The sequence below is a fragment of the Mangrovibacterium marinum genome (assembly GCF_003046625.1).
Taxonomy (GTDB): Bacteria; Bacteroidota; Bacteroidia; order Bacteroidales; family Prolixibacteraceae; genus Mangrovibacterium; species Mangrovibacterium marinum.
Genome location: NZ_QAAD01000004.1, coordinates 1 through 15,171 on the forward strand (window position 1 = coordinate 1; position 15,171 = coordinate 15,171).

A 15,171-nucleotide genomic window follows, 5' to 3' on the forward strand; every position below is an offset into this window, starting at 1 on the left:
GTGGCACATGGTTACGGAACGATCCGCCTAACAGAACTGGATCACGAGTTTACAGCCATTGGCCCGGATTCGCTCGTCTTTACCGGCGATATTCGAGGTGGGCTCGAAGGCATGCACGTTTACAAAATCAACGATTTTTATTATCTGTACGGAACCTACGGTGGCGTTGACGGGATTCAGGTGGCCCTGCGGTCGAAAAATATTTATGGCCCCTACGAGCAAAAAGTGGTGTTGGAAGAACGAACACCGGGTGTCAACTTTGGCGTTCATCAGGGAGCGCTCATCGAAACGCAAAGCGGCGAATGGTGGACCATGCTCTTTGTCGACAGCGGCCCGTTTGGGCGCATGCCCAACTTACAGCCGGTGACTTGGGTTGACGGCTGGCCGATGGTCGGTGTTGACGGGAAAGCCGTTGTAACTTATCGTAAGCCCAACGTTGGTCAGGAATTTCCGGTGAAAGATTTTCCCCGCTCGGATGAGTTTGATGGCAACACGCTCGGCATGCAATGGGGCTGGAACCATAATCCGGATTCAACCCAATGGTCTTTGACTGAGCATCCGGGAGTTCTTCGGTTGAAAACAGCTAAAGTTGTTACCGGCTTGCTGGAAGCCCGCAACACCTTAACTCAACGTCCGTTCACGCATTACGATCAATCCATTCCTTCCGTCGCAACGACTAAAATTGAAGTGGCAAATATGAAAGAAGGTGATATGGCTGGTCTCGGTATTTTTCAGGAAGACTATGCCTTTATTGCCGTGAAACAAGTTGCAGGTGAGAAACAGCTGGTCATGGTAAATAGAGGCGAAACGATTGCTTCTGTTCCGCTGAACGAGGCGACGACCGTTTATCTGCGAACAATAGCTTCAAACAAAACCAAGCTGGCAACCTTCGAATACAGTTACGATAACCAGTCGTTCGAACAATTAGGCAATGAACTGACCATGGCCTTCAGCCTGAAAATGTTTACCGGCAACAAATTTTGCCTGTTCAACTATGCAACCAACGAATTGGGCGGCTACGTCGATTTCGACTGGTTTCGGGTTGAATAACGAACAATTTAAAATCATACTAAACCCAAATAAAATGAAAAAACATATTCATGCCGTGGTGATTTTCATACTCACTGGCATTGGAAGCTTTGCACAAACAAAAGCTCCGGAAATTAAAGACGATTTTCAACCGTCAGAACTCAACCAGCCCGGTAAAGAATATCCCATGGTAAACTCGCAGGGGTATGCCCGTTTTCGGATTGAAGCTCCCGAAGCAAAAAGTGTGGTGGTAAGCCTTGGTTTAGGAGGAACAAAAGGTGGTACTCCGCTTACAAAAAACGACGATGGCGTTTGGATGGGAACGACTTCGGGGCCAATGGACGAAGGCTTTCATTATTACCATGTAACGATCGATGGCGGCGTTTTTAACGATCCGGGAGCGTTGAATTATTACGGCTCGGCTCGCTGGGAAAGTGGTATTGAAATTCCGGCACACGACCAGGATTTCTACGCGCTCAGGGATGTTCCGCATGGAAATGTACAACAGATTCTTTTTCCATCACCAAGTACTGGAACTTCGCGCCGGGCTTTTGTTTACACACCTCCGGGTTATTCAAAAAGCCAATCAAAACGTTACCCCGTTCTTTACCTGCAACATGGTTGGGGCGAGGACGAAACCGCTTGGACCAACCAGGGACGAGCCAATCTGATTATGGATAACCTGATTGCTGAAGGAAAAACGGAGCCTTTTATTATTGTGATGACCTATGGAATGACCAACGATACCAAATTCGGTGGATTGCGCGATTTCAAAATTGAACCGTTTCAAACGGTGTTGGTGGACGAACTGATGCCTTATGTGGATGAGCATTTCCGCACAATTCCCGGTCAGGCACACCGCGCAATGGCCGGTTTGTCGATGGGAGGCATGGAAACAAAAATGATTACCTTAGCACGACCGGATGTGTTCGCGTACTATGCCTTGTTGAGTGGAGGGACCTACAAGCCCGAAGAAATTAAGGATAAGTCGCAGGTGGATTTGATCTTTCTGAGTTGTGGTAGCCGCGAGAACCCGGATGGGGTAAGAAGCGCAGCGGACGCACTAAGAAAGGCGGGGGTTAATGCGGTTTCCTTCGTGTCGGAAAATACAGCGCACGAGTTTCAAACCTGGCGACGTAGTTTACGCGAGTTGGCTCCGCTTTTGTTTAAAAACTAACGACTGAATACTTGAAAATGAACTTGAACTTGTTAAAGGCGTCGTCGGCGCTGTGTTTCATAATGCTCTCGTTTATGTTGAAGGCACAAAACGACGGGAACTTAAAACTATGGTACAACAAACCAGCCGAAAAATGGGTCGAAGCACTTCCTGTTGGGAATGGACGTTTGGGGGCAATGGTTTTCGGCGATCCCTCAAAGGAAACCATTCAGTTAAACGAAAACACGATTTGGGCGGGACAGCCCAACCGCAATGACAATCCCAATGCAAAAGCTTCGCTCGGAGAGGTTCGAAAGTTGATTTTTGAGGGAAACTATAAGGAAGCTGAACAGATTGTTAACCGCGATTTTATCAGCAAAACTTCGCAAGGAATGCCCTACCAAACGGCTGGCAATCTGAGGTTGAATTTCCCGGGGCACGAGGATTTTTCGGATTATTACCGTGAGCTCGATTTGGAGAAAGCCGTCGTGTCGTCGCAGTACAAATCGGGTGGAGTGACCTACAGAACAGAAATGTTTTCTTCTTTTCCCGATCAGCTAATGGTTGCCCGTATTTCGGCAGATAAAGCCGCAGCACTCGGTTTTTCGGCAACCTTGGATCGCCCTTCCGAAGTAACATTGAAAGCAACAGCTGACAACGAACTGACCATGTCGGGTGTGAGCAGCGATCACGAAGGCGTGAAAGGCGCCGTTCAATTCGAGGTGAAAGTGAAGATTTTAACCGAAGGTGGGACGGTTACGACATCCGACTCATCCCTAACGGTTAGCGAAGCGACAAGTGCAACGATCTACATTTCAATTGCTACTAACTATAACAATTACCAGGATATTAGCGGAAACGCAGATGCTCGGGCAACAGCCTATTTGCAACAAGCCTTACCGAAAAGCTATAAGCAACTTCTTTCGGATCATATTGCCGATTATCAGAACTATTTCAACCGGGTGAGCCTCGATTTGGGAACCACCGATGCAATTAAAAATCCAACTGATGTTCGGGTGGCCGAATTTGCCAGCGGGAACGATCCGCAGCTGGTGGCCTTGTATTTTCAGTTTGGCCGTTATTTGCTCATTTCGTCATCGCGTCCGGGCGGGCAGCCTGCCAATTTGCAAGGGATTTGGGCCGACGGATTGGTTCCGGCCTGGGACAGCAAATACACGGTGAACATCAATACCGAAATGAATTACTGGCCCTCGGAACCGACCAACCTGACCGAAATGAACGAACCATTGGTACAAATGCTGAAAGAACTTTCGGTAACCGGGCAAAAAACCGCGCAGGATATGTATGGTGCGCGCGGCTGGGTGCTGCACCATAACACAGACTTGTGGCGCATTAATGGCCCGGTAGATGGTTCGCAGTGGGGCATGTGGCCTATGGCAGGAGCCTGGTTCTCGCAACATTTGTTTGATAAGTACGCTTTTAACGGCGACAAGGAATACCTGGAAACGGTTTACCCGGTGATAAAAGGTGCCGCGCAATTTTTTCTGGATTTTCTGACCGAAGAACCGGAACAGCACTGGCTGGTGGTGGCGCCCTCGGTGTCGCCCGAAAATACGCCGGCAGGGCACGCTTCCAACATCTCAGCCGGAACAACAATGGACAACCAGTTGGTTTTCGATTTATTCAATACAACAGTAAAAGCAGCTCATATTCTGGATACGGACCCTGAATTTGCGAATCAGGTGAAAGCTGCTCTGAGCCAGTTGCCCCCCATGCAAATTGGCCAATGGGGACAGTTGCAGGAATGGATGTACGACTGGGATAATCCCGACGACAAGCACCGGCACGTGTCGCATTTGTGGGGCATGTTTCCCTCGAACCAAATTTCCCCCTATCGCAATCCCGAATTGTTCTCGGCGGCAAAAACATCGCTCATAGCCCGTGGTGACGAATCAACCGGCTGGTCGATGGGCTGGAAAGTAAACCTGTGGGCCCGCCTGTTGGACGGCGACCACGCCTACAAGTTGATTACTGACCAACTCAGCCCGTCCATTCAGTCCGATGGTTCGCAAAAAGGCGGCACTTATCCGAATTTGTTCGATGCCCACCCGCCATTCCAGATTGACGGGAACTTTGGGTGCACTTCGGGTATTGCCGAGATGTTGCTGCAAAGCCAGGACGGAGCCATCCAGCTGCTTCCGGCGCTGCCTTCGGTTTGGAAAAACGGTCAGGTAAGCGGGTTGAAAGCAAGGGGCGGCTTTGAAGTGGCCATTGAATGGAAAAATGGGGAACTGGCTTCAGCCTCAATTCAATCCAGGATGGGCGGAAATTGCCGGATTCGTTCGTACGTTCCGTTAAAGGGAAAAGGATTGACAGAAGCTTCAGGCGCAAATTCCAACCCGTTTTATTCGGTGGCGCAAATCAAGCAACCGTTGAATCATTCTGAAAAAGCAATTGCTAAACCCGAGCTGAAACTGGTTTACGAATATGATGTTGTAACAGCGGCAGGACAAACCGTGGAACTGGAAAAATTATAAGCCGGCGACAGGCGGCCATACAATCCAATGTAGAGCCGGGCCTGCCAGTATCGCTCTTCGAATGCAGTTGGCGGACGAGAGCATCGGTTTAGCCCATCTGAACCTTGACCGCAATAGGACAATAGCGGTCAAGGTTTTTGCTGTCTGCTGGCTTTCATGCCTTCGGGGGGCTCAGGACACGACCATATCTAATTTTAAAATTGATTTATCTAATATTTAATAGCTGTTTTGATTTCACCACTTATCATTGTTGGGTTGAATTTTTTGACGAAACCTGATTTTAAACCTAACTTATGATGACACGAGTGACAAAAATGGTCATTGGGCTTCTATTTACTTTTTGCTCCCTCACAGCCAGTGCCTGGCAAGGAATGCCAACTCCCCAACTTCATGTCGAAGGCCGGTATTTAAAAGATCCGCACGGAAACACAGTCAACCTGCATGGTTTTGCACAAACCTACAGCCCTTGGTTCAACGAGCGGGGGCAATATTGGACGAATTACGATGTTGATGGCTGTTTGGAATACAACCAGGGAATTATTGATGGCGTTTTGAATGCCGGATGGAAGGTTAATTTCCTGCGTTTACACATGGATCCGTATTGGAGCAACACCCCCGGCTGTACGCCCGATGGCCACGAGCTGCCAAATTGTTTTGATGAAGCGCGGTTTCGCAAATACCTCGATGAGGTTTTTATACCGATGGCCGAATATGCCATCTCCAAGGGATTGTATGTGGTGATGAGGCCTCCGGGGGTCTGTCCTGAAGTGATTGGTCTGGAAGACGACTATAACTATGCCCAATACCTGATGACGGTTTGGGATATTGTTTCATCCCACCCGAAAATTAAAAATAACGATGCCATCATGTTTGAGCTGGCCAACGAACCGGTGAAGGTAAAACTGGCCGATGGTTCGGTGGGCAATAATAGCCAGGCTCATTTTGATGTGCTGAAAGCAATCTTTCAACCGGTTGTGGACCGGATTCGCGAAAATGGATTTCACAATGTGGTCTGGATTCCCGGATCGGCGTATCAGGCGCAGTACAAAGGCTACGCTATTAATCCGGTTGAAGGCGAAAATATTGGCTATGCCGTGCATATCTATCCCGGATGGTTTGGCAGCGCCGATGGCTATGAGGTTTTTCAGCGCGAGTGGGATAAAAATGTCAAGCCGGTTTCGGATTTTGCACCAATCATGATTACCGAAATGGACTGGGCCGACGAAAAATACGATTCATCCTGGGGGAAAGGCTATACCGGTACTGCCGGAGCTGATGGCTTTGGCGCTAACTTCAAGAAAATCGCCGATGATGCAGGCAATGCAAGCTGGCTGGTTTTCACCAATGCTGATTTGCTCGCTAAGTTTACCGACGTGGCGCCCGCAGAGGGCGAGCCCTATACGTTTCTCAATGACCCCGAGGCTTGCCCCTGGCCGGTTTATCATTGGTTTCAGGATTATGCTGAAACCCAGTACCCCCGACCGGATTTTAGCCGCCGCCCAACAGCCGACAATGGCGACGGCACCTATACCAATCCCTTGATATTTGCCGATTTCCCCGACCCGGATGTGATTCGCGTGGACGATACCTATTATATGGTTTCAACCACCATGCATATTTTCCCCGGAGCTACAATATTGAAATCGTATGATCTGGTGAACTGGGAATATTGCAGCAACCCGCTCGATAAAATTGAATCGACGCCTTGTTACAATATGGATGCCGCCTGCGACCGCGAAGAGGGCCTTTTCCGCTATGGTCACGGGCAATGGGCAACAAGTTTAAAATATAACGACGGTACCTACTACCTGCTTTTTACAACTTTGGAAGAGGGAAGCTACCTTTTGACAGCCAGCAATCCGGAAGGTCCTTGGCAGAAGACGAAACTGTCCGGTTCGTTTTACGATCCTGGTTTGTTTTTCGACGATGATGGCAAAACTTACGTCATATTCGGAATAAATACCCTGAAAATTGCGGAGCTGGACGATGATTTTGAAGTTGTTCCCAACTCGGAAAAGGAGGTTTACAGCTGGACGGTGAAGGAAGGGCTGGAAGGAAGTCACCTTTATAAAATCAACGGCTACTATTACATTTACGGTACTTACGGCGGCTGGCCGGCCTATCAGGTTGCTTTGCGGGCGACCAGCATTTACGGGCCTTACGAAGAGAAACTGCTTCTGAACGATGATAACATTCACCAGGGAGCGCTCATTGAAACCCAAACCGGCGAGTGGTGGACAATTTTATTTTACGATAAAGGCGCTTTCGGCCGTCTGCCGAACTTGCAACCCGTCAGCTGGGAGGACAACTGGCCGGTGATCGGTGTTGATGGCAAAGGGGTGACCACTTACACGAAGCCGAATGTCGGACGCGAATATCCAAAAAACTTTCTGCCCACAACCGATAATTTTCGCAACTACCAGTTGGGAATGCAGTGGGGCTGGAATCATAATGCCGACGACTCGAAGTGGTCGTTGACAGACCGTCCGGGATATCTGCGTTTGGAGACCGTGAAGGTTGTTGAGGATCTGAAACATGCCCCAAACACCCTCACCCAGCGCATCTTCGGGTATCCTGACGACCTGACGCATTCTTATGGAACGGTCAAAATGGATGTTGAAAATATGCAGGAGGGCGATGTGGCCGGGCTTGCAGTATTTCAGGACCCCTATGCTTACATCGGCGTGAAGATGGTGAATGGCCAAAAGTGGTTGTACCAGGTGAACAACAGCCTGGCCACCACTGGCGAGGAATTTACAGGGACCGAGCTGTACCTGCGGGCCATTGCCAATTATACCACCAGCCAAGCGAGCTTTTATTATAGTCTGGATAACGAAACTTACACCAAGTTCGGCAGCGATCTGGATATGAAATTTGATTTGTCGGTATTTACCGGCAATAAGTTCTGCCTGTTCAACTTTGCCACGCAACAAACCGGAGGCTACGTTGATTTTGATTGGTTTACAACCGAACCTGTTTTCACCGAAGACAGCTATTACGATGATTCGTTTGTGGGGTACAGCGAGGAGGAGCTGACCCTCTCGGATTTGCTTGTTGAGGGTGGCGATATTCAACTGTTAACCGGCGGGATGTCTACTTTTACGGTGACCGCGGTATACGCCAGTGGCCGGACCAAAGACGTCACTCTCAGCGCAACTTACGAAAACTCAAATCCGGATATCATCGAAATTGTGAACGGGAACATCGTGGCCAATGCCGATGGCGAAGCAACCATTGCGGTGAGCTACAAGGGGGAACTGGGCGACCCGATGACAAGCTACTTTACGGTGAGTTCATCCACATTTCCGTTGTCCGATGAGCTTTTCGACCCTTCGATATGGGAAACCGGTTCCTTCGACGAAACCACCGGCAGCCTGATCACCGGGCAGTATGGCTTTGGCGGTTGGCAATACGCTGCCGGTATCGACATTTCCGACTACAAGTACCTGGTTGTGAAACTGGCCAGTGCCGGAGCTTGCGGCGCATCGTTCCGGCTGTTCGACAGCAATAATTACTGGAGTTCGCCGGCTGCCTACGATCTTACCGGTAAAACCATGCAGGTGGTGACTCTGGCATCGATGACCAATGGCGACGGAGCAGTTGTGGATCCTTCCCACCTCTACATTGTCGGGTTTTGGTCGACCGGGGGCTGCACGATTGAGATTCAGGATGTTTACCTGTCGAATACGGATGATTACATACCTACTGCTACCGACGATATCCCCTTGCAGGACGACTATGACGAAAATGCCATCGTAGATGTTTATTCCATGCTGGGGGTGAAAATCCGCTCCGGCGTCATCCGGCGAAACGCCACAAAGGGCCTCCCTGTTGGTGTTTATATTGTTGGTGGCGAAAAAGTGGTTGAAACGCGGATCTGGTAAAGCCTCTGTAAGCTGTTCGGCTTATGATGAGAATTGAACGAATTGATTTGGTTTTAATAGGACAACTTAAAGTAGTTAGATTAAGCAAGTAGTAGTGAGGGGAGGATTGGTTGTTTGCAGCTGGTTTCCCCTTTTACTGCTGTTGGCTATAAGTTTTCATGAAAGAGGTTGATTGGAAAATACTATTTTAGACCGCTTAAACTATTTTCTGTTGGGTGATTTGCCTGAATCACTGCAATCCAGTAGAACGAATTGTTTTAGCTCTGTTTAAACAATCGGGAAGAATATGAAATTTATTGGTCGGGATGAATGTCGACTTAGAAATTGCGGGTATGAAATTAAGAATTCAAATACAGATAGTCTCCGTCTTTTTATTACTCATCGCACAGGCGATTCCTCTGAGGGGCGCGGCAAATGTCCAATTTTACAATATCAACGAGGAATATGGAGTCTCCATACGCGAAACCAATAGTGTTTGCAGCGACCTGAACGGCTTCATCTGGATTTCCTCGAAGATGGGAATTGTGCGTTTTTCGCAGAATGATATCCGTACTTATCAGCTTCCCTATGAGACGGAGGATGTGATTACGGTAAAACTGCAGTACAAGTTTGAAGAACTCTATGCTTACACCAACAACGGACAGATTTTTAAATATGATGCTATTCGCGACCGTTTCATTTTGCTGGTGAATATCGCCGAGAGCCTGAATAATCCGTACCTCTCAGTTAATTCAATCCTGATCGACAGTCAAAAGCGGATATGGGCTGCTTCCTCTTTTGGCCTGTACTGTTACGATACTTCGAGCGGATTAAAGTCGCTGGAGCAGAACGAGACGGTCCATTACCTGGGCTGGTACGACGAAACCCATTTTTTCTACTTCCTCGACGGAGAGGTGAGATTGTTTAATACGATTCGGTTGACTTCAGCCTGTTATTATAAATTACCTGATAAGCTAACTTGTGCCGTCTCGAGTATGTGGTTCGATAAAGCACAAAACGAACTTTGGTTGGGCACCTTGGGCGAAGGGCTTTGCCTGTTGACTGGAACGCCGGATCGTCTTCAATTTATTAATTTCAACCAGATACCGAATCAACCAATCCTGGCGATAGAACCGAGCTCAGATTCAATTTTGTTCCTGGGCATCGACGGACAGGGCGTATGGGAGTTTGACCAGACAAACCGCCGAGTGGTTGCGGTCTATAAAGAGGATGCGGATCGTCCAAACTCCTTGAAAGGGAATGGGGTGTACGATATTTATTGCGACCCCAACAACCGGGTGTGGGTCTGCACCTACAGCGGTGGAGTCTCCTTTTTCGATCAGGAGAACCCGATTGTGACCCAAATCGGGCATTTGGTGAATAATCATAATTCACTAATTAATGATGAAGTGAATAGTGTCCTTGAGGATTCGGACGGTAATGTCTGGTTTGCAACAAATAATGGAATTAGCCGGTGGAATGAGAAAACGAACCGGTGGAACTCCTATTATTATAATAACGAGGAGCATGCTCAGGTGTTCCACGATCTTTGTGAAGATGATCAGGGGCAGATTTGGGCCGGCACCTATTCGTCGGGGGTGTATGTGCTGGATCGAAAAACCGGCCGGCAACTGCATCATTATTCGCTTGAGGAGTCAGGTGGCACATTCAACAATGATTTTGTGTTTGATATCTTAAAAGACGGGCAAGGAAACATTTGGATTGGAGGGGTGCGCGGCGATCTGATCTGTTATTCCCCGCGAAGCAAAAAGTGCAAGTCGTTTGAGGGGATGACTGTGAATGTCCTGCTTGATTATAGTGAAGATAAACTGTTGATTGGTACAACCTTTGGGCTACAGTTGTTTGATAAAGAAAAAGGAACAACCGAAACCTTGGTCGATGGTTATTTGGTATACGACCTGTATGTGAAAAATAACAATATCTGGTTGTGTACCAGCGGAAATGGGCTTGTTAAGTATAATATCGAAACGAAAAAGACAGCGTTGATAACAACCGATTCGGGCCTTCCTTCCAATTTTGTAAAAAGCATTGCCTGGGCCGATGGCTATTTCTGGATTGGCACCGAACAGGGCTTGTGCAGGCTGCGCGAAGAAGATAGCGAGCTGCTTACCTTTGGTTCAAATATTGTGCTCAGCAACGTTTCGTTTAATCAAAATGCCTTTTCGGTTCTTTCGAACGGGAAACTGGCCTGGGGAACCAACAAAGGTGCTGTTATTTTCGACCCGAAGGCTGTTGTCCCCACCAAGGATCATGGCCAGATATTTTTTCAGGACCTCACCATATCGGGTCGTTCCATTCGCGACATGGCTTCGATCGACTTAACCAAACCGCTCGATAGCCTTGAGGATATTTCACTTCGGTATTATCAGAATACTGTCAGCATGGAGCTGATTCCGATTGGAGTGATCTCGCCCGGTTCCAGGTTTTCGTGGAAACTTGATGGTTTGGATAAACAGTGGACGAAGCCGGGCAACAACCGAATTCTGTCGTATTCGAACATTCCGAGCGGAGACTATACACTGCGGATTCGAATGTTCGATAGTTCATTGACCGATGTGCTGGCCGAACGATCGGTCAAACTTCATATCATTCCTCCGTTTTGGGAAACCTGGCTGTTTCGGATCGCAGTGTTTGTATTCTTAGTTGGAATGGGAATATTTCTGTTTGCATTTTATATCGGCCGGCTGAAAAAGCAGCATTCGGACGAGAAAATTCGCTTTTTTGCCAATACGGCACATGATATGCGCACCTCGTTAACATTGATAAAAGGCCCGATTGAAGAACTCAATAAGGAAGAAGGCTTGTCGGCTAAAGCATTGCAGTACTTACATATTGCGACCGAGCAAAGCCGACGTTTGTCCAAGGTGGTTACCCAGTTGATGGATTTTCAGAAAGTTGATATCGGAAAAGAACGTTTAACGCTGACGATGGTGGATCTGGTTAAGCTGATCGGTAACCGGATCATGATGTTTGAGTCGTATGCAAAAACCAAAAACATCGAACTGAAGTTTAAATCCGAGTTCCCCGAATTTGTGACCGCTGTTGATGAAGTGATGATCGAGAAAGTGATTGATAACCTGCTGTCCAATGCCATCAAATATTCCTATGCCGATGTTTCGGTTCATATTAACTTTCAGGTGCCAGGCAACAAATGGGTGCTCGATGTGCAGGACATTGGCTTGGGAATCAGTAAAAAGGCCCAGCGGCAGTTGTTCAACGAATATTATCGCGGCGAAAATGCGGTGAACGCGAAAATCGTCGGATCGGGTATTGGCTTGCTGTTGGTGAAGAATTACGTGAATCTGCACGGAGGGAAGGTGAGCTGTTACAGCCAGCAAAGCGTGGGTTCCAGTTTCAGTATTTCAGTCCCGGTGATGAAAACCATGGACGCACACGAGCCTGAAAATAAGCAGAACGATACTGTACCGAACGGTCATGTCGCAGCGAAGGTTGTCCGAAGTACAGTGCTGATGAGTGAAATGCAGTCACTGTCCAGGAATAAAATGAAAGTTCTGATCGTGGAAGATCACGATTCTTTACGCGAGTTCCTGAGATCGACCATGGAGGAGGAATTTCAAATTGAATTGGCTGAAGACGGAGAGCAGGCCTGGGAAATGATTCAGAAAAATACGCCCGACCTGGTGGTTTCAGATATCATGATGCCGCGAATGGATGGATACGAGTTGTGCGAAAAATTGAAGTCGAATTACGAAACTTCACATATTCCGATCATTTTATTAACGGCCTTGTCGAACAAATCGCAGCACCTGAAAGGACTTGGGCTTGGCGCCGACGACTATTTGACCAAGCCATTTGATGTGACCTTGCTTCAGCAACGGATTAAAACGATTATTCAGAATCGCGAATTGATTAGGGACAAGGCGCTGAAAATCATCAAGCAGACTGAGAACGATGAAGCCATTCTGGATAATGAGCTAAACGATAAGTTTTTGAAGCGGATGGGGGAAGTGGTGCGCGAAAATATCGCCAACTCGGAGTTTACGAAGGACGATTTTGCAGCAGCGATGAATGTGAGCCCTTCATTGCTGTATAAAAAGATTAAATCGCTGACCAACCAGTCGCCAACCGATTTTATCAAATCCATCCGATTGGATCATGCCTTGGATTTGATTCAATCGCATAAATATACCGTAACCGAAGTCAGCGAGTTATGTGGCTTTTCTTCGGTGGGCTACTTCAGTACCGTATTCCGGAAACACTATGGCAAATCGCCAACTCAAGTGGTCTGAGTCTGTGCTGTCAGTCAGGGCAAAAGCCGGGATCCCGTTTTTCAGGATTCCGGCTTTTGCTTTTCAGGAAGTGGGTGAATGCGAGCCTGGCCGACCGCAATGTCATCAACGATTGGCCTCCGGGGAGCACTGCTGCTTTCATCGCGTGGGCTGGTTCCCAGGGGGGCGGGAGGTTTCTTGCTGTTTTCCTCAGCATTGCTTTTCCGCCGATTCGCTCAATACGCGTTCCGGTCTGTGCCCGCCAAAGAAACCTGGCATTCATTTTTTTGCCTGGTTTTTAAATAAATGATTCTGTAATGGGCAGTAGTATAGGTGTTTGTGTGCTTGTTGTTGTGCCGTATCCGAAATTGAAAATCAAATATTCAAAATTGAAAGCCCCCTGAAGCAGTCCGATCTACTTTTGATTTCAGTAGGTGTCGAAGTCTGAACGGAACATCGAATGCAGCTCGATAGCTAACTAAACAATTACTCGCTATTAACCTAAATGATAAATAAAATGAAGAAAAAAATCTCCATTTCTATTCTTCGTGGAGTTGTGCTTTTGCTCGGTGTTTCAACCGGTTTGATTTCCTGTAATTCTTCGATTAAAGCAAACAAGGTGCAGTTTGCGTCGGATAGCCTGGTGGCTCATTTCGATTATTTCACCTATAAGGGTGAGGATGATTTTTACAAGGAGAATCCGCTACCCGGCGACGACTATTATTATAACCCCATACTTCCGGGCTGGTATTCCGATCCAAGCATCTGTTCCAATGGTAAGGATTACTTCATGGTCACGTCAACCTTTTCGTTCTTTCCGGGAGTGCCGCTTTTTCACAGTACCGATTTGATGAACTGGAAGCAGGTGGGGCATGTTTTGGACCGCCCCGAACAATTGCCGCTCGATGGACAACGGACCAGCGAAGGAATTTTTGCGCCGGCCATCAGCTATAATCCGCACAATCAAACCTGGTACATGATTACCACCAATATCCGCAAGGGCAACTTCTTTGTGAAAACCAAAGATCCCTTTGGTGCGTGGTCCGACCCGGTTTGGCTGCCCGATGTACATGGCATCGATCCTTCCTTCTTCTTCGACGACGACGGTAAAGCGTACATTGTGAACAACGATGAGCCCGACGGTGGTTCCACTTATGAAGGGCACCGTGCCATCCGTGTTTTGCAATTCGATGTGGAAAGCGAAAAGACCTTTGGCCCGAGTATCATGTTGGTTAACGGTGGCGTCAACCTGGCCGAAAAGCCGATCTGGATTGAAGGGCCTCATCTCTATAAAATCAATGGCAATTATTTTCTGATGTGTGCTGAAGGGGGAACTTCGGTCAATCACCGTGAAGTGATTTTTAAAGGTGACACGCCAACCGGAAAATTTAAGCCCTGGGCTAACAACCCCATTCTTACCCAAAAACATTTAGATCCCGATCGGGCGCTTCCGATTACTTGTGCCGGTCATGCCGATTTGATTACAAAAGATAACGGCCAGTGGTGGTCCGTGTTTCTGGCCTGTCGGCCTATTGATAACGAATTTGAGAACCTGGGACGCGAGACCTACCTGATGCCTGTTCACTGGAGCCAGGATGGCTTTCCCTACATCACCAAGGGCGACGAGCTGGTGCCGCGCATCATTCAAATGGAAGGGGTGAAAAGGGATACAAGCGCAACTTTCGGCAACTTCGAGAAAGTGGACGATTTCGATCGGTCCGAGCTAGCCCTGGAATGGATGGCTTTGCGGGGGCCGGCAACCGGGCTGTACTCCTTAACCGAAAATCCGGGCTATTTAACACTGAAATGTGCCGATGTAGCCTCGAACGAGTTGAAGACGCCGGCTTACCTGAGCCGCCGCCTGCAGCATCACAAATTTGAATGCAGTACCAGCTTGTATTTCAATCCCCAATCCGAGTCGGAATCCGCCGGTCTGCTGCTCTACAAAGATGAGACGCATCAATACCTGATGGTGCTGGCCAAGGTCGGCAACCAATTGCAAACCCAGCTGAAGAAGGTGGGCCGAGGAGGAGCCGAGCTTCTTGCTTCTCAGAAGATCGGCCAGACCGACGGGCCGGTTAAGCTAAAAGTTTCGTCGAACGGCCGCGAGTTTAGTTTCTTCTATACCACAGCTGACGAGTGGAATTTGCTGGCCTCGAAAGTGGATGCCCGCTACCTGTCAACCGCCGAGTCCTACGGATTTACCGGAACCAACATTGGGCTCTATGCTTCCTCAAAAACCGAATAATCGAACGACTGATAACCGGCAGCTTCAGGCTGCGGGTTGTCCTGATAAAATGATTAATAACCTAAAAATTATGAATTTATGATTGAAAACTTTCTGAGTGAGAAATCGCTGCAAAGCTGCCTTTTCT

The 15,171-nt window shown here is 48.0% G+C and carries 6 protein-coding genes; all 6 read left to right on the forward strand.

The window, feature by feature from the left end; translation table 11 throughout:
* Positions 1-1,050: glycoside hydrolase family 43 protein (locus tag C8N47_RS04675; RefSeq protein ID WP_170111290.1), on the forward strand; the 1,050-nt coding region annotated here is incomplete at its 5' end.
* 34 nt (positions 1,051-1,084) lie between these two features.
* Positions 1,085-2,206 carry an alpha/beta hydrolase-fold protein gene (locus tag C8N47_RS04680; RefSeq protein ID WP_107821376.1) on the forward strand — a complete coding sequence of 374 codons (1,122 nt, stop codon included), beginning with the start codon at positions 1,085-1,087 and terminating at the stop codon, positions 2,204-2,206.
* A gap of 17 nt (positions 2,207-2,223) precedes the next feature.
* Positions 2,224-4,683 carry a glycoside hydrolase family 95 protein gene (locus tag C8N47_RS04685; protein WP_107821377.1) on the forward strand — a complete coding sequence of 820 codons (2,460 nt, stop codon included), beginning with the start codon at positions 2,224-2,226 and terminating at the stop codon, positions 4,681-4,683.
* 293 nt (positions 4,684-4,976) lie between these two features.
* A complete protein-coding gene (locus C8N47_RS04690; RefSeq protein WP_170111291.1) occupies positions 4,977-8,567 on the forward strand; it encodes a family 43 glycosylhydrolase in 3,591 nt (1,196 codons plus the stop codon).
* 332 nt (positions 8,568-8,899) lie between these two features.
* Positions 8,900-12,817 (forward strand): hybrid sensor histidine kinase/response regulator transcription factor, encoded by a 3,918-nt coding sequence (locus C8N47_RS04695; RefSeq protein WP_107821552.1) that lies wholly within the window; start codon positions 8,900-8,902, stop codon positions 12,815-12,817.
* Positions 12,818-13,313: 496 nt separating this feature from the next.
* Positions 13,314-15,044 carry a glycoside hydrolase family 43 protein gene (locus C8N47_RS04705; protein WP_107821553.1) on the forward strand — a complete coding sequence of 577 codons (1,731 nt, stop codon included), beginning with the start codon at positions 13,314-13,316 and terminating at the stop codon, positions 15,042-15,044.
* Positions 15,045-15,171 lie beyond the last annotated feature (127 nt).